The organism is Gallibacterium salpingitidis (genome assembly GCF_001678495.1).
GTDB lineage: Bacteria > Pseudomonadota > Gammaproteobacteria > Enterobacterales > Pasteurellaceae > Gallibacterium > Gallibacterium salpingitidis.
Window position 1 is genome coordinate 1 of record NZ_JTJL01000006.1, and the last position, 19617, is coordinate 19617.

Here is a 19617-nt window from a genome sequence, read left to right on the forward strand (position 1 = left end):
AATCAATTTCGGAAACTTTCAGCACCACTTTACTTCAGCACTGTGCTTCCTTGCTCTCGTTGCGTGAGGCGGCATTATAGGGATTTTTTATTGCCTTGCAACCCTATTTTTTATTTTTTTTATTGTTCGCTGTTTTTTTCAACGAAACGACTAATTTCCATACTTTTTATGTTTAATCCTACTTCAATGCAACACGCGCATTACGGAATAAACGCATCCACGCACCATCTTCGCTCCAATCTTCTGGATACCAAGAATTAGTCACACTACGGAACACACGCTCTGGATGTGGCATCATAATCGCAATACGTCCATCCTTATTACTAATTGCAGTAATACCTAGTGGTGAACCGTTTGGATTCGCTGGATATTGTTCTGTTGCATTGAGATAATTATCGACATATTGTGCAATAATTTGTTGGTTTTGCTGTAATGCGACAATATCCTGCTCTGAAGAGAATTCTGTACGTCCTTCACCATGCGATACTGCAATTGGCATATGTGAACCAGCCATTCCAGCAAACCAAAGGGAATTATTGTCATTGATTTTCACTAAACCAACACGCGCTTCAAAACGTTCTGAACGATTACGCACAAATTTCGGCCATAAGTCTGCACCAGGAATAATCTCTTTCAGATGAGAAATCATCTGGCAACCATTACATACTCCTAAGGCAATTTTATTTTGATCTGCGAAGAAACGGCTAAATTGCTCACGTAAATCATTATGGAACAAAATGGATTTTGCCCAACCGCCACCAGCGCCGAGTACATCACCATAAGAGAAGCCACCACAAGCAACTAACGCATCAAAATGGACTAAATTATGACGACCTGAACTTAAATCACTCATATGCACGTCAAATGCTTGGAAACCTGCACGATCAAATGCTGCTGCCATTTCTACATGACTGTTCACACCTTGTTCGCGCAGAATCGCAATTTTTGGTCTCGCGCCAACAGCAATATAAGGTGCTGCAACATCTTCATTAGGGTTATAGCTGAGTTTTGCCGATAATCCTGGATTATCGGCTTGTTGTTTCGCTTCATACTCTTGATCCGCGCAAGCTGGATTATCACGCAAACGTTGCATTTGCCAGGTGAGTTCACCCCAAATTTGACGTAAAGCTGAACGTGCTTGCTGTAACACTACTTGCTCACCACGTTTCACAATAATATTGTTATCAGCTGTCACGTTACCTAATACTGTTGCAACAGCATCAAGTTGATATTGTTTAAGCGTATCCCACACTACTTGATGATCAGCCTGACGAATCTGTAATACTGCCCCTAATTCTTCGTTAAATAATACTGCTAAATCATCAGCACCCAATTTTTCAATATCAACATTGACGCCACAATTTCCCGCAAATGCCATCTCTGCAAGCGTTACAATCAAACCACCATCAGAACGATCGTGATAAGCCAATAATTTTTGTTGTTGCACTAATTGTTGCATCGCATCAAAGAAGGCCTTCAAGCGTTGTGGATTTTCTACATCAGCAGGTTTATCACCAAGTTGTTTATATACTTGAGCTAATGCAGTTGCGCCTAAACGATTCTTACCTTCACCGAGATCGATAAGAATTAACTCACTTGCACCTTTATCGGTACGAAGCTGTGGTGTAACTGCTTTTCTAACATCTTCTACACGTGAAAAAGCGCTGATCACTAATGAAAGTGGCGCAGTAACTGTTTTTTGTTGTCCATCTTCCTGCCACGTTGTTTTCATTGACATAGAATCTTTACCAACAGGAATAGTTAAACCTAATGCTGGACAAAGCTCTTCACCAATCGCTTTCACAGCTTGATATAATCCAACACCTTCTCCAGGGTGATCGGCTGCTGACATCCAGTTTGCCGATAATTTAACGCGTTTAAGTTCGCCAATATTCACTGCTGCCAAATTGGTTATTGCTTCCGCTACCGCTAAACGAGCCGACGCAGCAAAATCTAATAATGCTACTGGTGCACGTTCACCAATCGACATTGCCTCACCATGATAAGTATCAAAACTTGTTGTAGTCATACCATAATCGGCTACTGGAATTTGCCAAGGACCAACCATTTGGTCACGCGCCACCATACCAGTAATTGAACGGTCGCCAATTGTAATTAAGAAAGTTTTCTCTGCTACTACTGGTAAACGTAAAACACGATGCAATGCTTCTGTTAAATCAATTTGTTGTGTTGCTAATGCTGCTGAATTAACTTGTTTAGATACCTCATTACGTTGCATTTTTGGTGTTTTACCAAGTAACACATTCATTGGTAAATCAATCGGTTTATTAGCAAAATGATCATCGTGTAAGGTTAAATGTTGTTCTTCTGTCGCCTCACCAATTACCGCATAAGGCACTTTCTCACGTGCACATAATTGTTCAAACAATGGCAATTTATCAGCATTAACAGCAAGCACATAACGCTCTTGTGATTCGTTACACCAAATTTCTAATGGGCTCATATTACGTTCATCACTTAAGATTTTACGTAATTCAAAACGTCCGCCACGACCGCCATCATGCACTAACTCAGGCATTGCATTTGATAATCCGCCAGCACCAACGTCATGAATAAAGAGGATTGGGTTATCCACACCCATTTGCCAACAACGGTCGATTACTTCTTGACAACGACGTTCCATTTCAGGGTTATCACGTTGTACAGAAGCAAAATCCAGATTTTCCGCTGATTTTCCTGATGCCATTGATGAAGCCGCACCACCGCCTAAACCGATATTCATTGCTGGTCCACCTAAGACGACTAATTTCGCACCAACAGGAATTTCGCCTTTCTGGATATGTTCTTCACGAATATTTCCCATACCACCAGCTAACATAATCGGTTTGTGATAACCACGCACCTCTTCGCCATTAAAGCTATTAACTTTTTCTTCATAAGTACGGAAATAACCTAATAATGATGGACGACCGAATTCATTGTTAAACGCCGCACCACCTAAAGGTGCTTCCAACATAATATCTAATGCTGACGCAATACGATTTGGTTTTGATAATGGCCCTTCCCAAGGTTGTTCATATCCTGGAATACATAAGTTAGAAACAGAGAAACCGACTAACCCTGCTTTTGGTTTTGAACCGCGACCTGTCGCCCCTTCATCACGAATCTCACCACCAGAACCTGTTGCCGCACCTGGGAATGGAGAAATTGCTGTTGGGTGGTTATGCGTTTCTACTTTCATCAAAATTGGCATTTGTTCTTGGTGATAACGATAGGTACCATCTTGATCTGGGAAGAAACGTCCTGCTGCTGAACCCTCCATCACTGCAGCATTATCTTTATACGCAGATAACACATAATCCGGTGTTTTTTCATAAGTATTTTTAATCATTTTAAACAGTGATTTTGGCTGTGCTTCACCATCAATCGTCCAATCCGCATTGAAAATTTTATGACGGCAATGTTCAGAGTTTGCCTGAGCAAACATATATAGCTCAACATCAGTTGGATTACGTTTTAATAAGGTGAATTGTTCAAGCAAATAATCAATTTCATCACTTGCTAAAGCTAAACCTAATTCTACGTTAGCTTTCTCTAATGCTGTTCGTCCACCAGCAAGTAAATCAACGGTTTTCAATGGTTTTGGATCTTGTTGCGCAAAAATTTCCGTTAAACGTGCATAATCCTCAACCACTTCTTCCATCATACGATCGTGGATCAATTTAACAAAAAACGCTTGTTGTTCTGCGTTCAAAGCAGAAGCGAATTCGCAATGATATAAAATTCCTCTTTCTGCACGTACTACTTCACTTAACCCACAACTATGAATAATATCTGTTGCCTTTGATGACCAAGGTGAAATGGTACCAATACGAGGAATAACAATTTGTCCTTGTAAGAAATTCTCTGCTGCATTGTCAGCAGGAAAACTCATAACGGCATTTGCCTCAAAAAGTTGAATTAAATGATCGATTTGCAATTGATTCAGCGGATTTTTGACTTCCACAAAATAGAGATAATTGGTCTCACAATTACCCAGTGAAATTTGTTGTTCTGCAAGTTGTGAAGAAAGGCGGGAAAGTCGAAAATCAGAAAGAGCGGTTGCACCACGGAAAATCAGCATCATAGCATTATCACCTAATTTAAAATGAAAAAATCGGCGCTTATTATACCTAAACTCCCATTAAACGGAAACGTTTGCGTTCTGGCTTATTTGTACTTATCGATTAGATCTTATACAATGCGCACTTTTCGAGAACACAAGTTGAGGTCTATTTGAAAGGGTTATCAGTCAGAATTATCTTAGCTATCGGTCTATTATTATGGGCTATTGATATGGTCTTTCCATGGCAAAAAATTATGCGCTCAGACGATAACCTCTATTCTTCCATTCAAAAACGTCAAGAACTGGTTGTCGGCACTATCAATAATGCGTTCTCTTATTTCGTTAATCCGAATGGTGCAGCAGGCTTAGAATATGAACTCACCAAAGCCTTTGCTGATTATCTTGGTGTACAACTCACTATACAAACTTTTGATAATTCAGAAGAATTGTTACAAGCGCTTGAAGAAAACCAAATTGATCTTGCTGCAGCAAACTTAATGTATCAAACAGATAAAGCGGAACGTTTCCAAATCGGACCAAGCTACTACTCTGCTTCTTGGCAATTAGTCTATCGGAAAAATAGCGCCAGACCTTATGATTTAAGTCAGTTAAGCGGTAAATTATTAATTCCGAACAATCCTGATTTACAAAAAAAATTATCTCAATTAAAACAACAATATCCGCAACTTGAATGGCAGGTTGATCACAATATGTCGCCAGAAGAAACTTTATTGGCAGTTGCGGATGGTAAAGCGGATTACACTATTGCCAGCTCAATTGATGTGGCTTCAATTCAGCAAGTGAAACCCAATTTGGCTGTTGGCTTCGATTTAACAGAAGAAACTTCGGTGAATTGGTATCTACCGCAAAATCCATATAATGAATTACAAACAGCGCTGTTGGATTTCATGAACTCTGCCAAAGAATCGGGGCTCATTTCACGTATTGAGGAAAAATATTTTAGTCATCTTTCCCGCTTTGATTATGTCGACGCGAGAACCTATATTTCAGCAATTGAAAATACCTTGCCAACTTATTTAACACTTTTCCAACGTTATGCCGATCAATTAGATTGGAAGCTGTTAGCTGCTATTTCTTATCAAGAATCACATTGGGATGCTAATGCAACGTCGCCAACCGGTGTACGAGGCATTATGATGCTAACTAAAGAAACAGCTAACCGTATGAAGATTGATGATCGAAATGATCCTGAACAGAGTATTAAGGCAGGTTCAGAATATCTTCATATGCTATTAAGCAAAATGCCTGAAACGATCCCGGAAGAAGATAAAATTTGGTTTGCACTTGTTGCCTATAACCTAGGTTTAGGGCATCTATTAGATGTTCGTCGCTTAACTGAAAGCCTTGGTGGTGATCCTAATAATTGGTTAGATGTTAAAGCTAAATTACCACTACTTGCAGATAAAAAATATTACAGCAAACTTAAATTTGGTTACGCTCGCGGTTATGAAGCCTATCAATATGTTGAAAATATTCGTCGTTATCATAACAGCATCATCAATTACTATCGTATTCAAGAACAAACCCAAGTAAATGACTCACCAGCAGAAACAAATCTGCCAGAAGTCAGCCAAAACCCACTGTAATTATGCTAAAATTTGGCATATTTTTTGCTAATTCGGAGATTTTTTATGCGCCCAAATAATCGCGCTAATGATGCAATGCGCCCAATTAAAATTACTCGTCACTATACAAAACACGCTGAAGGTTCAGTATTAATTGAATTTGGCGACACTAAAGTATTATGTAATGCCTCTATTGAAGACTCTGTACCACGTTTTTTAAAAGGACAAAATCAAGGCTGGATTACTGCGGAATACGGTATGTTGCCACGTGCAACCAACGTGCGTACTCAACGTGAAGCAGCTAAAGGCAAACAAAGCGGACGTACGATGGAAATTCAACGTTTAATCGGTCGTTCCTTACGTGCAATGATCGATCTTGAATTATTAGGTGAACGCACGATTACTTTAGATTGTGATGTAATCCAAGCTGATGGCGGTACGAGAACTGCAGCAATCAGCGGCGCTGCTGTTGCCTTATATGATGCCATTCAAACATTATTAGATAACGGTTCATTAACTAAAAACCCAATTAAAGGTTTAGTTGCCGCGGTTTCTGTCGGTATTGTGGATGATCAAAAAGTTTGCGATCTTGAATATGTCGAAGATTCCAATGCTGAAACCGATATGAATGTAGTGATGACTGACGAAGGCAAAATGATTGAAATCCAAGGCACTGCCGAAGGCGAACCATTTAGCCACGAAGAGCTGCTCGAACTACTCGCTTTAGCAAAACAAGGTATTGCACAAATTAACCAAGCGCAAAAAATAGCATTACAACAAAACTAATAGGAAAAAATATGCAAACTTATCAACAACAATTTATTGAATTTGCATTAAGTCGCCAAGTATTAAAATTTGGCGAATTCACGTTAAAATCTGGCCGTATTAGTCCTTATTTTTTTAATGCTGGTCTATTTAACACCGGCGAAGATCTTGCCAAATTAGGACGCTTCTATGCAAAAGCCATTCAAGCGCAACAATTAGATTACGACGTTATTTTTGGCCCAGCATATAAAGGAATCCCTATTGCTACCGCGACTTCGGTTGCTCTTTATCATCAATTTTCACTTAATAAGCCAGTCTGCTTTAATCGTAAAGAGGCTAAAGATCATGGTGAAGGCGGTAATTTGATCGGTAGCCCACTACAAGGTAAAGTATTATTGATTGATGATGTCATTACCGCTGGTACGGCAATTCGCGAATCAATGCAGCTCATTGATGCACATCAAGCGACTTTAAGCGGTGTTATGATAGCTTTAGATAGACAAGAAAAAGGCAAAGGTGAACTTTCCGCCATTCAGGAAGTAGAACGTGATTATCATTGTCGCGTTAGTTCGATTATTACCTTTGAACATTTATTAACTTACTTACAACAATCTGAGCAATATGCAGCTTTTTTACCGAAAATGCTCGCATATCGTCAACAATATGGCATTGTTTAATTCAAAACCTAATAATACTAAACACAGATGCCGCCTATGTAGCGGCATTTTTTATCTTTATACTTTTCATTTTAAGGAGACTGTATGCAAAATCTTTCACTACGCCTACAACAATTTTTTAAAAGCGAGCCGGCGGGAGGAATCTTATTATTAATTGCGACTTTTCTAGCAATTGCTTTAGCAAACTTCTCCTTTAGTGCTGATTGTTATCAACAATTACTCAATACTACTCTTGCTTTTCAATTTGGTGAATTTCGTCTGCATAAGCCACTACTTCTTTGGATCAATGACGGTCTAATGGCGATTTTCTTTCTATCTATTGGTTTAGAAGTCAAAAAAGAGCTGTTCACTGGTTCTCTTTCTAATTATAAAACGGCGCTCTTTCCAGCAATTGCTGCTTTTGGTGGGATGATTGTGCCTGCACTACTATTCTATCTGGTAACAGCATCTTCTCCTGAATTAACCAAAGGTTGGGCGATTCCAATGGCAACAGATATTGCCTTTGCCTTAGGTATTATGGCGTTGGTTGGCAAAAATGTTCCGCCGGCGTTAAAGATCTTTTTATTAGCATTAGCAATTATTGACGACCTTGGTGCTATTGTTGTCATTGCGATTTTCTTCTCACATGAATTAGGGACAGTGGCGCTGGTTGGTGCGGCTATCTCAATCTTGTTACTCTTTTTACTTAATAGCTATAAGGTGAGTTCACTAACACCTTATGGTGTTGTTGGTATTATCCTTTGGGTTTGTGTACTCAAATCAGGGGTTCACGCCACATTAGCAGGAGTCATTATCGGTTTTGCTATCCCATTAAAAGCGAGTAATGGTGCAAATTTAGTTCATCGCCTAGAACATACTCTTGCGCCTTGGGTAACTTTTATGATTTTACCGCTATTTGCTTTTGCTAACGCTGGTATCTCATTTCAAGGTATCAACACCCAACTATTATCATCACCTTTACTTTTCGCCGTATTGTTAGGTTTATTTGTCGGTAAGCCTATCGGTGTTTTCGGTTTCAGTTATTTATCTATCAAATTGAAACTAACGCAATTACCGGCAGGCGTTAATTTCCGCCATATTTTTGCCGTTTCTTTGCTGTGCGGTATCGGTTTTACTATGTCAATGTTCTTATCAGGTTTGGCTTTCGAACAAGAAGCACATGATTTAAATATTTTGGCAAGAATTGGTATTTTAGCCGCTTCAACGCTTTCTGCTATTCTGGGCTTCATTACCTTAAGACAAGTCACAAAATAATAAAAAATTTTGAGGTTTCTCTCGCTCTTGCCCAAATTCAATTTTTAGGCAGAAAAAGCCGTAAATTTTCGAGCTTGCGAGAAAAATCTCTTTTTGATCTGTACCCTAAAAGCTGGACTGATTATCCAACAAACAGAGGTGCAGATTTTTTATGACTAAATATATCCAAACAAGCAATCGGATGGTATTCCAAGCTATCACTCGGCTCTCTGAAAGAGCTACACTAATTTCAGGCGATCGCAGAACTTGAATCGGCTATCAAAGATTATGTTCGCTATTATAATGAGGAGCACATACAATTGAAATTAAATACAGTAGATAAAGTAGATAAAAAGGAATGATTATATGCAGGCATTATTATTAATCGATCTCGAACAAGGATTTTTAGAAAACGATCGCCCACCTAGAAATAACCTTAATGCAGAGAAGAATATTGCGTCTTTACTCGAACTATTTAGAAAACAAAATAAACCCGTCATTCATATTCAGCATGTAAGTATAGATCCACAATCTGTTTTTTCTAAGCCAAGTGGTTATGCCTTTATGCATGGTTTTGAACCATTAGCAGATGAAGTTGTTTTTCAAAAGCATGTAAATAGCGCTTTTATCGGAACAAATTTAGAACAGTATTTGAAAGAGCAGGGGATTAATCAATTGATTATGGTGGGATTTACTTTGCCGCATTGTGTCTCTACAACAGCTAGAATGGCGGGAAATTTAGGATTTGATACTACTGTAATTAGTGATGCGACTGTAAGCTATGCATTAACTGATGTGGATGGAAAATTCCTAGAGGCAGATTGCATCCATCACTGTCATTTGGCAGCTTTAAATGAAGAATTTGCTAAAATTATGACTACTCAACAATATACAGATAAAGAAAAGTAGGTTGCCCTTTAGGGCGAAACCTAAATAGCCACACACCCCCCTACTTGTAAATCACAAATCTATCCTCATATTGGGAAAGATTTTTTCGAGGGATTACTTATGACAACATATACACAAGACAACGATAAACTTTATCGTTTTTTATTTAAAAATCGTGCTGTTCGCGGCGAATGGGTACGCCTAAACCAAGCCTTTACTGAAACACTCAACACTCATCATTATCCACGCAAAGTACAAGATCTATTAGGTGAATTATTAGTTGCAACAAGTCTTTTAACCGCGACCTTAAAATTTAAAGGGAATATTACTGCGCAAATACAAGGTGATGGGCCATTAAAACTCGCTTTAGTAAATGGTAATGATCAACAACAAATTCGTGCTTTAGCGCGTTTACAAGGTGAAATTACTGATGATATGAGCCTTGCTGATATGGTTGGCAAAGCAGTGTTGGTAATTTCAATTATTCCGGAAGAAGGTGAACGTTATCAAGGGGTTATCGGTTTAGATAAACCAACCATTACAGAATGTTTAGAAGACTATTTCGTCCGTTCGGAACAATTACAAACTAAACTCTTTATTCGTTTCGGCGAATATCAAAATCAACCTGTTGCCGCAGGTATGCTATTGCAAATTATGCCTGACGGACAAGGTTCACCAGATGATTTCGACCATCTAGCGACTTTAACTGAAACCATTAAAGACGAAGAGTTATTTGGCTTAACCGCTGAAGAACTCTTGTATCGTTTGTATCACGAAGAAACTGTTGAGATTTATCCACCGCATAACGTGCAATTCTTCTGCGGTTGTTCGCAAGAACGTTCTGGCGCAGCGATTACTTTATTATCCGATGAGGAAATTAGCGAAATTTTTGCGGAAAAACCAACCTTAGATATGCAATGTGAATGTTGTGGTACACACTACATCTTCACCGAAGAAATGGTGCGTAAATTAAAACAACAAAGCCTGCATTAAGAAGTCACATAAAAAACGCTTATCCTGCAAGATAAGCGTTTTTCTCATTACATTTTCTACTTTTGATATTGTCGCTGAACTTCACAGATCTCAATACTATAATGCTTATACCAACGTTCTTGCCCTTTCTGTTGCGCCAATTGGTGTGTTGCATCTGCTTTCCAGCGACGAATACTCTCAAGATCATGCCAATATGACAAAGCAATTTCTTGCTGATTTTCGGTATAAGATTCAAAGTTAATACATCCATACTCTGTTAGCGCCTTCTGTCTTAACAACTGCGCCAGTTGACTATATTCAGCATCAAGCTGAGCAATCTCGGCTTTGAAAATTACCACAAACATCAACAATTCCTTTAATTATATTGGCTAGGACAAAAAACAGTTACTGTTTCGCTAATTTAGTCCAGTTGTAATATCCGTACAATGAGTTTAATAAATAGGCGCCGTACATAATATACATTGGTGCAGTTTCCGCCCATAAAATAATCGAAAGTACATTAATTACAATCCAAAGTACCCACTGTTCACGATAGCGCAACAACATCAATAATTGCGCAGCAATCACCATCACTGTAGTAACGCCATCTAAGGTCACTGAATTACCATCAGTGGTTTTTAAGAAAGCAATAAATAATGCCGAACAGATCGCAATACTTGCAATAGTGACTAACCAGCCTTTTAGATCAAGCGCTTTAGCCACAACGCTTTCACCTTGACCATCTTTTTGCATATTTGCTTTCCAAAGGAAATAACCAATAAATTGCGCAGGAATATACACATATAATGTGGTGGTCATTTCGCCATAGAATTTATTATCCCATGCCACATAAAAGTAGGTATAAGCGAAAATCAAACCAAAGAAATAGTTACTAATTTTTCCTTTACCAACAAAAACGACACATAAAATACCGGCAACACCTGAAATCATTGCGAGTAATGAGTCAGGTTGATGAATATAAGTACCAATTTGTAGTGCTAAGAATAGTAGTAGCCAAAAAGCTTCAAATTTTGTCCAACCGCCAAAAAATTCTTGTTGGAGATCTTTAAGTGTAAACATTGTTCCCCCTGATAGGATTTTTAAAAGCTCCATTCTATCCATTTTGTAGTAGATACGCACTATTTTTATTTAATAAAAATAATTTTTTAGAAATAATGTAGCTTTTACATACAGAAAGATAATAAGAATATGAAAAAAGTACTCTTTTTACATAGAAATACACGTGCTAACAGATTTCATCAATATAGATGCTACATTTTAAGCTACAAACTAAAATGACATTTTACTTTTACTTCACAGAAAATCTTGCAAACCCTTTGGCATTCAAGCGCTTTCAGAGTAAAATCCGCGCTTATTTTTTATAATTGATCAGCAAATAAAGAGAAGAATTAAAACTATGTCATTTACAATCGGACAACGTTGGATTAGTGAAAGCGAAAATAACTTAGGCTTAGGATTAGTTACCGCGATAGATAACCGCACTGTTACTTTTTTATTTCCTGCTGCAGATGAAACCCGCGTTTATTCCCTCGCGGCGGCGCCAATGACCCGCGTATTATTTCAAGTCGGTGACATTATTAGTCATCACGAAGGCTGGCAAGCAGAAGTATTAGATGTAATGGAAAACCATGGTGTCGCATTGTATTTGGCTAAAAATTTAACCAACTTTGAAGAAGTGGTAATTAAAGAAATCGAGCTTGCTCATCAAATCACTTTTAGTAAACCGCAAGATCGCCTGTTCTCTGCGCAAATTGATCGCAACGATCGTTTCTCTTTGCGTTACCAAGCTTTACAACATCAGCAACAACAATTCCAATCGCCATTGCGTGGTTTACGCGGTACTCGCGCTAGTTTGATTCCACATCAATTACATATCGCGCAAGAGGTTGGTCGCCGTTTATCGCCACGCGTATTGTTAGCTGATGAAGTGGGTTTAGGAAAAACCTTAGAAGCGGGAATGATTTTGCAACAACAACTGTTCTCTGGTCGAGTACAACGCGTCTTAATTCTCGTACCGGAAACGTTGCAACATCAATGGTTAGTAGAAATGCTACGCCGCTTTAATCTTAATTTCTCTTTATTTGATGAAGAACGCTGCCAAGATTTTGATCGTAAAGATGAAGACGGACGCAGTATTAAAGTTAATCCGTTTGAAAGTGAATCTTTAGTCATTTGTTCGCTAGATTGGTTGATTACTCAACCAAACCGTATGCAAGAGGCTGTGGAAGCGCCATGGGATATGTTAATTGTCGATGAAGCACATCATCTGCAATGGCATATTGATGCACCGAGTCAAGCTTACTGCTTTGTTGAACAATTAGCAGAGAAAACACCTGCAGTATTGTTGCTTACCGCAACGCCAGAACAACTCGGACAAGAGAGCCATTTTGCGCGTTTACGTTTATTGGATCCAAATCGTTTTTACGATTACAACGCATTTGTTGAGGAGCAAAAAAGTTATCGTCCGGTTGCCGATGCAGTGAATACCTTATTGTCGGATCACAAATTAAATAATGATGAACAAAATATCTTAACCGAATTATTAACCGAGCAAGATATTGAACCATTACTGCGTGTGATTAATGGTAAAACCAGCAGTGCGGAACAAATTCGCGAAGCAAAAAATGAATTAATGGCAAACCTTGTCGATCGCCATGGTACCAGCCGTTTATTATTCCGTAACACACGTCAAGGCGTGAAAGGTTTCCCGAAACGGATTTTACACCAGGTGAAATTAGAGCTGCCGAAACAATATGCTAATGCGATCAAAGTGGTCAATCTATTAGCTAAAAACAACCAACAAAACTCGCTATATCCTGAAATGGTTTTCCATAAACTCAACCCGGATGCTGCTTGGTGGGACTTTGATCCACGAGTTGAATGGTTATTAACCTTTTTAAAAAATCATCCACAAGAAAAAGTGTTAGTGATCTGCCAACAAACAGATACCGTTTTACAACTCGAAAAAGTATTACGGGAAAAAGAAGCTATCCGTTCTGCGGTATTCCATGAAAAAATGTCGATTGTGGAACGCGATCGTGCCGCCGCTTATTTTGCGCAACAAGAAGATGGCGCTAAAGTTTTATTAAGTTCCAGCATTGGTTCAGAAGGACGCAATTTCCAATTTGCTAGTCGTTTAGTGCTGTTTAATTTGCCATTGAATCCAGATGTTTTAGAGCAATCTATCGGACGCCTCGATCGTATTGGACAAAACAAAGATATTCAGATTTATGTGCCTTATTTCAATCAAACCTCACAAATGGTATTAGTTGATTGGTATCAACAAGCGCTTGGCGCATTTGAACAAACTTGCCCAATGGGAGCAACCTTATTCGCAAAATATGGCGAACAATTGCAAACATTCTTAAATACAGCTGAATTAGACACCGAACTATTTAGCCAATTTATTGAAAAAGTCGCCAAAGAAAAAGCACAACTACAACAAGAGTTGGAACAAGGACGCGATCGTTTATTGGAATTAAATTCTAACGGTGGCGAACAAGCGCAACAATTAGCGGCAGAGATTGAACAACAAGATGGACAAGTTGATTTAATCAATTTCTGTTTAAATTTATTTGATGTGATTGGCTTGGAACAAGAGGATTTAGGCGAAGATTCTATTGTGATTCAACCAACTGGGCATATGTTGGTGCCAGATTTCCCAGGTTTAAAAGAAGATGGCTCCACCGTTACCTTTAATCGCCAATTGGCGTTAGCACGCGAAGACCTTGAGTTTCTCACTTGGGATCATCCAATGGTGCGCAACGGTATTGATTTAATTACCTCTGGCGATATTGGTAAAACCGCGGTTAGTTTATTACCACATAAAGGTTTACCGGCTGGTACGTTATTACTAGAGTTAATCTATGTTGTAGAAGCTCAAGCACCAAAAGGACTTGAATTAACACGTTTCTTACCGCCAACACCGATACGTTTATTATTGGATATTAAAGGCAACGATCTGGCACCACAGGTGTCTTTTAAAGGTTTAGAAAAACAATTGAAACCAATCAATAAAAACGTTGCTAATAAAATGGTGAAAATGACTAAAGCTGATGTTGAACGTTTGATTAAGCTATCTCAAACTGTTATCGAACCAAAAGCTCAACAAATTATTCAACAAGCTACAGAAAATGCAGATAAAACCTTGTATGCTGAATTACATCGCTTAACTGCATTACAGGCGGTAAATAAAAATATTCGTCCAGACGAGATTGCGCAGTTAGAACAACTTATTCAGCAATCATTACAACAATTAAAAGCCGCGAGTTGGCGTTTAGACAGCTTACGCGTCATTATTAGTAATAAAGAGTAACTTATGGCATTAATCGATTATCAGCCACCAGCAGGATTACATATTCTTTATCAAGATAATCATATTGCGGTAATCAATAAACAAAGCGGTTTGTTATCGGTTCCTGGCAATCAACCGCAATATCAAGATAGCGCTATGACACGCGTCGCCGCTAAGTTTGGTTTTACTGAACCAGCACATCGTTTAGATATGGCAACCAGCGGTGTGTTGTTATTTGCGTTATCAAAAGCAGCAGAAAAAGAGTTAAAACGGCAATTTCGTGAACGTGAACCGAAAAAGTTTTATCAAGCCTTAGTTTGGGGACATCTCGCACAAGATCAGGGCAGAATTGATTTACCATTGATTTGTGATTGGGAAAATCGTCCACGCCAACGAATTGATTTTCTAGTTGGCAAAAAAGCAACAACTTTTTATGAAGTGATTGAACGTTATCCAAATAACACCACGCGCGTAAAACTCACGCCGATTACCGGACGTTCGCATCAATTGCGTGTTCATATGCTGGCACTTGGGCATCCAATTTTAGGCGATAAATTTTATTCACCGCCAGCAGTGCGCGCAATGGCACCTCGTCTTTGCTTACACGCTGCCAGTTTGACTATTACGCACCCAATTACGAAAGAATTGATGACATTTTCTTGTGCAGCAGAGTTTTAATACATTTATTGCTAATTTAATGTGATTTTTTCTTTAAATTATTGGTATTATATAGCGGTATTTTTATACACATTATTAAAGATAACCTATAGAAAAGGATGACAAAATATGAAACCTTTAGTTTTAGCGCTTGCGCTTGGTCTAGCTTTGCCAGCAATGGCAAAAGATGTCGCTACTGTAAATGGCAAAGCAATTTCTGATACCGCTGTAAATAATATTTTCAGTGCATTAAATATCAGCAAGCCAACTACAGAGCAAAGAAAAGCTATTATTAATCAATTAGTTAATCGTGATGTCTTATTACAAGAAGCAGCAAAACAAGGCTTAGATAAAAAAGCTGATATTAAAGCAAATATGCAAGCTGCTAGTGAAGATGTGTTAATCAATAACTTATTACAGCAATGGATTAACAAAAATCAAGTTACCGAAGAAGAGCTAACAAAAGCCTACGACAATATCGTCAAAGGTTTAGCAGATAGCCGCGAATATAAAGTTCGTCATATCGTAGTAAAAGATGAAGCGAAAGCAAAAGAGATCCTTGCCGACTTAAAAGCAAATAAAATCAGTTTTACTGATGCTGCGAAAAAATACTCTATTGATACGAATGCAGCAACTGATGGCGGCGAATTGAATTGGCGTAACGGTAATGACTTTATCCCAGATTTCGGTAATGCGGTAAAAGCTGCGAAGAAAAATGTTCTGACTGGCCCAGTAAAAACTACTGCCGGTTATCATATTATTCAAGTGGAAGATGAACGTCCTGTCAGCATTCCATCTTTTGAACAACTTAGAAATACCTTGTTAAATAACCTTAGCCAACAAAAAATCGCGCAATATGTAGAATCTTTGCGTGAAAAAGCTAAAGTACAAATTAACGAAAAATAATTTGTTACTACCACAAAACGCTGCAACTTGTTGCAGCGTTTTTTATCTAATACACCATATAAACCACAACCATCAACAACAAATACACCAACCCTAACCACGCTAAGATTAACAACCACTTATTGCGATAATGCAATTGTTTCGCCAAACTCAAATTTAACCACGCAAAAATCGGTGCTGAAATAAAAGAAGCAGTCATCGCAAAAGGGATCATCTTCCCAATCGCACTACTAAAAAATTGAATCAGAATAAAGCTCGCTAACGCTGCCGCAATCATAAAATAGCGTAAGCCTTGTTCATTATTGACATCTGCTTGTTCACCAAAACGTAATAATTGCACAGTCTGCTGATTACAACGAGAATAACCATCAACTGCAACAATAGTCGTACCATAAATGCAGATAAAAGCAACTAAAGCCATAAACCATCGTGTCCACTCACCAATACTGATCGCGTACATCTCAATAAATTGATGAATAAATTTACCGCCACTTAATGGTTCTTGTACCTGTCCATATTGGACTAAAGCACCTAACGCCATAAACATCAATGCCAAGATAATAGTTACTAAATATCCCACATTGAAATCAAGATGACGTGACTGACGATAATTGGCATCGATACGATTTTTTTGCACTACCCACAACGAACTGGCTACGCTTAACTCCATTGGTGCTGGCATCCAGCCCATTAACGCAATTAAAAAAGGAATCGCACTGATACTCCACGCATCTGCTGCAATAAAATCAGATGGTAACGGTTGTGCTTTCTCTCCTGCTAACACCAAAGCGATAACGGTAATAATCGTTAATAACAGCATTATCGCTTTTGATACTTGATCCAGACGCTGATATTGCCGATAAAACAAAATAAGCAGAAAACTGATTAAAACTAAAATATTTAACCAATTTAGATCGATATCCAGCGGTAATAGCATTGCTAATAAGACTGCCGACAATAAGGTGCCACCAGCAATATTTACCACCGTTGCGAATAGATTAAATAACAAGAATAACCAAAGATAAGGTTTTCCTTTACTCGCATACCCTTGTAACACGCTTTTATTCTGTTCCGCACTATAATCAAAAGCAAACCAAAAGAAAGGATATTTCAGGATATTGACCAAGACAATTAAACCTGCCAATTGATAACCATAATAGGCACCCGCCTGCGTTGAAGCGATAATATGCGAACCACCGACACAGGAACACGCCATAATAATACCCGGCCCATATTTCTGCCCAAATGTTGATAATCGCACCACTAGCTCCGCAAAATCTGTTGAATCGTCTTAGTGATATCTCCCGCCTGCATAATGGTAGAAATCACCGCAACACCATCTGCACCCGCTTCACGTAACGGTTTTACATCTTCTGTTTTAATACCGCCAATCGCCACAATCGGTTTTGTAATTCCTTGCTGACGCAAATTTCTGATAAATTCAATACCAACCGCAGCAGCTGCATCCGCTTTAGAAGAGGTAGGGAAAATAGGCCCACAACCATAATAATCAACATAGCTTGTTTCATTATGTTGCTGAGCTTGTGCCAAGGTATTGGCTGACAAACCAATCAACATTGGCTGAGTGAGTTGCTGCTTAAGCAACGATACCGGTGTATCTTTCTGCCCAACATGAATCCCATCAGCTCGTAATTTTTGCGCTAGCCATACCTCATTATTGATAATAAACGGAACTTGATACTGTTTACATAATTCCTGACAAGCTCGCGCAATTTGCTCGATTTTCAATGGATCTTGCAACGCAAATGCGCCTTTCTCACGAAATTGATAACAAGTAATTCCTGCTTGCAATGCCTGTTCCAAACGAGTTAATAGTGCATATTGCGGACTTTGTTTATATTCCGGTAAATGACGGCAATCCTGTGTTCCTGCTACCAAATAACAACGTAAAATCTGCTTATCCATTTTGCACCCCGAATTTTGTATAAGCCCAATGATTGGTTGGTCCATGTCCATGACCGATATTAAGCGGATGAGAAATAGCTGCGGTCACAAAATCTTTAGCAATTTGGCAAGCCTCTGATATGGTTTTGCCCTTAGCTAATTCAGCTGCCAAACAAGCAGAAAAAGTACACCCTGTACCATGTGTTTGCACCGTTTCAAAACGTGGACTCTCTAATACAAAATTACCCTCTGTGCTAAAAATCCAATCACGACAAATATCACTGCGCGAGTTATCACGATGACCGCCTTTAATCACAATCGTTTTTGCACCTAAATCTTGTAGGATTTTTGCTGCTTGCAATACACTGTTTTCATCTACAATCTTCACACCTGTTAAAGCTTCAGCTTCTGGTAAATTTGGCGTAATTACATCAGCTAACGGTAACAATAAGTCACGCATTGCTTGTATCGCATTTTGTGCCAATAAACTTGCTCCGCCTTTGGCAATCATCACCGGATCAATAACTAAATTTTTTACTGCATAACGTTGTAAATTTTCTGCCACACAAGTAATAATTTCTGCTGTACCCAACATACCAATTTTTACCGCATTTGGTGAGAAATCTTGATAAATCGCTGCTAGTTGGGAGTTAATCGTATCAATCGGAATTAAATGAATATCGCTGACGCCTAAAGTGTTTTGCGCGGTTACCGCGGTAATCACACTCATGCCAAACACTTCTCGCATTTGAAACGTTTTTAAATCAGCTTGAATACCTGCACCACCGCCACTATCTGAACCGGCAATGGTTAAGGCTTGTGCGATCTTACTCATCATCCCCTCCCAATAACGTTACTTTCGCTAGTTGCTGTACCTGTTGATCGGTTAATGCCGCCAAACTATCCAATAACCCTGTATAGAATTGTCCATACTGAGTGGCTTGCAGATGTTGTGCCGCTATTTCACCTGCTACTGCATACGCAGTACAGGCTTGTGTTACTGCGATAAAAGGATTTTGTTGATCGAGTGCTAAAAATGCACCTATTACCGCTCCCAACAAACAGCCAGAACCAGTAATTTTCGGGAACATTGGCGTCCCATTCGCAATTTTCGCTAATTGTTTACCATCACTGATATAATCAATTTCACCACTCACAGCCACCACACACTGATAACGTTGTGCCGCTTGCTGCGCAATCTGTGCAATATCCGCACCGCCTTCCCCAGCATCAACGCCTTTTGCTGACCAAGCTACGCCAGCCAACTGTGCAATTTCGCCCGCATTACCACGAATTGCAGTAAATTTGACTTGCTGTAATAACTCGGCAACAGCTTGTTTGCGATAACTAGTTGCTCCCACACCAACAGGATCGAGGATCACTGGTACACCCTGTTGATTTGCAGCTTTCCCCGCAAGCAGCATTGCTTTAACTTTAACTGCATCTAACGTACCAATATTTAATACCAATGCTGATGTGAAAGTCGCCAACTCAGCAACCTCTTGTTCAGCATCCGCCATAATCGGCGAAGCACCTAAAGCTAATAATCCATTCGCCACATAATTCGCTACTACAATATTGGTAATGTTGTGAATCAGTGGATTAGTTTGCCGTATTTTTTCAATCATATTGAATTGCATAATCTGT

17 protein-coding genes are annotated in these 19617 nt (G+C 38.9%); 10 read left to right on the plus strand and 7 right to left on the minus strand.

The features are described 5' to 3' along the window. Positions 1-178 precede the first annotated feature (178 nt). Positions 179-4087 carry a phosphoribosylformylglycinamidine synthase gene (gene purL / locus QS62_RS01990; RefSeq protein ID WP_066105129.1) on the minus strand — a complete coding sequence of 1303 codons (3909 nt, stop codon included), beginning with the start codon at positions 4085-4087 and terminating at the stop codon, positions 179-181. A 149-nt stretch (positions 4088-4236) separates the two neighbouring features. Between purL and mltF the strand changes: the two genes are divergently transcribed. The 7 genes from mltF to hslO all read left to right on the plus strand — a co-directional run bounded on the left by mltF (position 4237) and on the right by hslO (position 10208). Continuing rightward, the gene (mltF, locus tag QS62_RS01995) at positions 4237-5673 is read left to right on the plus strand and encodes a membrane-bound lytic murein transglycosylase MltF (RefSeq protein ID WP_066105132.1); all 1437 of its coding nucleotides are present in this window, start codon (positions 4237-4239) and stop codon (positions 5671-5673) included. Between the two features lie 45 nt (positions 5674-5718). Continuing rightward, positions 5719-6438: a ribonuclease PH gene (gene rph / locus QS62_RS02000; RefSeq protein WP_066105136.1), complete on the plus strand. Its 720-nt coding sequence runs from the start codon at positions 5719-5721 to the stop codon at positions 6436-6438. 11 nt (positions 6439-6449) lie between these two features. Further along, a complete protein-coding gene (gene pyrE / locus QS62_RS02005; protein ID WP_066105139.1) occupies positions 6450-7094 on the plus strand; it encodes an orotate phosphoribosyltransferase in 645 nt (214 codons plus the stop codon). 84 nt (positions 7095-7178) lie between these two features. Continuing rightward, positions 7179-8348 (plus strand): Na+/H+ antiporter NhaA, encoded by a 1170-nt coding sequence (gene nhaA / locus QS62_RS02010; protein WP_066105142.1) that lies wholly within the window; start codon positions 7179-7181, stop codon positions 8346-8348. Between the two features lie 236 nt (positions 8349-8584). Continuing rightward, positions 8585-8689, plus strand: a complete 105-nt coding sequence (locus tag QS62_RS12225; RefSeq protein WP_156550036.1) for an IS3 family transposase — start codon at positions 8585-8587, stop codon at positions 8687-8689. Between the two features lie 4 nt (positions 8690-8693). After that, positions 8694-9236, plus strand: coding sequence for a cysteine hydrolase family protein (locus tag QS62_RS02015; protein WP_066105147.1), 543 nt, complete (start codon positions 8694-8696; stop codon positions 9234-9236). A 99-nt stretch (positions 9237-9335) separates the two neighbouring features. Continuing rightward, the gene (hslO, locus tag QS62_RS02020) at positions 9336-10208 is read left to right on the plus strand and encodes an Hsp33 family molecular chaperone HslO (RefSeq protein WP_066105150.1); all 873 of its coding nucleotides are present in this window, start codon (positions 9336-9338) and stop codon (positions 10206-10208) included. A gap of 56 nt (positions 10209-10264) precedes the next feature. Here the strand turns inward: hslO and QS62_RS02025 are convergent, their stop codons facing one another. Continuing rightward, positions 10265-10552, minus strand: coding sequence for an antibiotic biosynthesis monooxygenase family protein (locus QS62_RS02025; protein WP_066105153.1), 288 nt, complete (start codon positions 10550-10552; stop codon positions 10265-10267). A 40-nt stretch (positions 10553-10592) separates the two neighbouring features. Further along, positions 10593-11267, minus strand: coding sequence for a nicotinamide riboside transporter PnuC (gene pnuC, locus QS62_RS02030; protein ID WP_066105156.1), 675 nt, complete (start codon positions 11265-11267; stop codon positions 10593-10595). 337 nt (positions 11268-11604) lie between these two features. Here pnuC and rapA point away from each other — a divergent pair, with 337 nt between their 5' ends. The 3 genes from rapA to QS62_RS02045 all read left to right on the plus strand — a co-directional run bounded on the left by rapA (position 11605) and on the right by QS62_RS02045 (position 16065). Continuing rightward, a complete protein-coding gene (gene rapA, locus QS62_RS02035) occupies positions 11605-14523 on the plus strand; it encodes an RNA polymerase-associated protein RapA (RefSeq protein ID WP_066105158.1) in 2919 nt (972 codons plus the stop codon). 3 nt (positions 14524-14526) lie between these two features. Continuing rightward, positions 14527-15180, plus strand: coding sequence for a bifunctional tRNA pseudouridine(32) synthase/23S rRNA pseudouridine(746) synthase RluA (rluA, locus tag QS62_RS02040; RefSeq protein WP_066105162.1), 654 nt, complete (start codon positions 14527-14529; stop codon positions 15178-15180). A 108-nt stretch (positions 15181-15288) separates the two neighbouring features. Then, the gene (locus QS62_RS02045) at positions 15289-16065 is read left to right on the plus strand and encodes a peptidylprolyl isomerase (RefSeq protein ID WP_066105165.1); all 777 of its coding nucleotides are present in this window, start codon (positions 15289-15291) and stop codon (positions 16063-16065) included. A 46-nt stretch (positions 16066-16111) separates the two neighbouring features. Here QS62_RS02045 and QS62_RS02050 read toward each other — a convergent pair whose 3' ends face one another. The 4 genes from QS62_RS02050 to thiM are packed head-to-tail and all read right to left on the minus strand — an operon-like array spanning position 16112 to position 19610. Beyond that, on the minus strand, positions 16112-17326 hold the full coding sequence (locus QS62_RS02050) for an NRAMP family divalent metal transporter (protein ID WP_231923668.1): 1215 nt from the start codon (positions 17324-17326) through the stop codon (positions 16112-16114). 2 nt (positions 17327-17328) lie between these two features. After that, positions 17329-17991 carry a thiamine phosphate synthase gene (thiE, locus tag QS62_RS02055; protein WP_066105168.1) on the minus strand — a complete coding sequence of 221 codons (663 nt, stop codon included), beginning with the start codon at positions 17989-17991 and terminating at the stop codon, positions 17329-17331. Beyond that, on the minus strand, positions 17984-18805 hold the full coding sequence (gene thiD / locus QS62_RS02060) for a bifunctional hydroxymethylpyrimidine kinase/phosphomethylpyrimidine kinase (RefSeq protein ID WP_066105171.1): 822 nt from the start codon (positions 18803-18805) through the stop codon (positions 17984-17986). The genes thiE and thiD overlap by 8 nt, the downstream gene beginning before the upstream one ends. Then, positions 18798-19610, minus strand: a complete 813-nt coding sequence (thiM, locus tag QS62_RS02065) for a hydroxyethylthiazole kinase (protein WP_066105174.1) — start codon at positions 19608-19610, stop codon at positions 18798-18800. The genes thiD and thiM overlap by 8 nt, the downstream gene beginning before the upstream one ends. Positions 19611-19617: the final 7 nt, after the last annotated feature.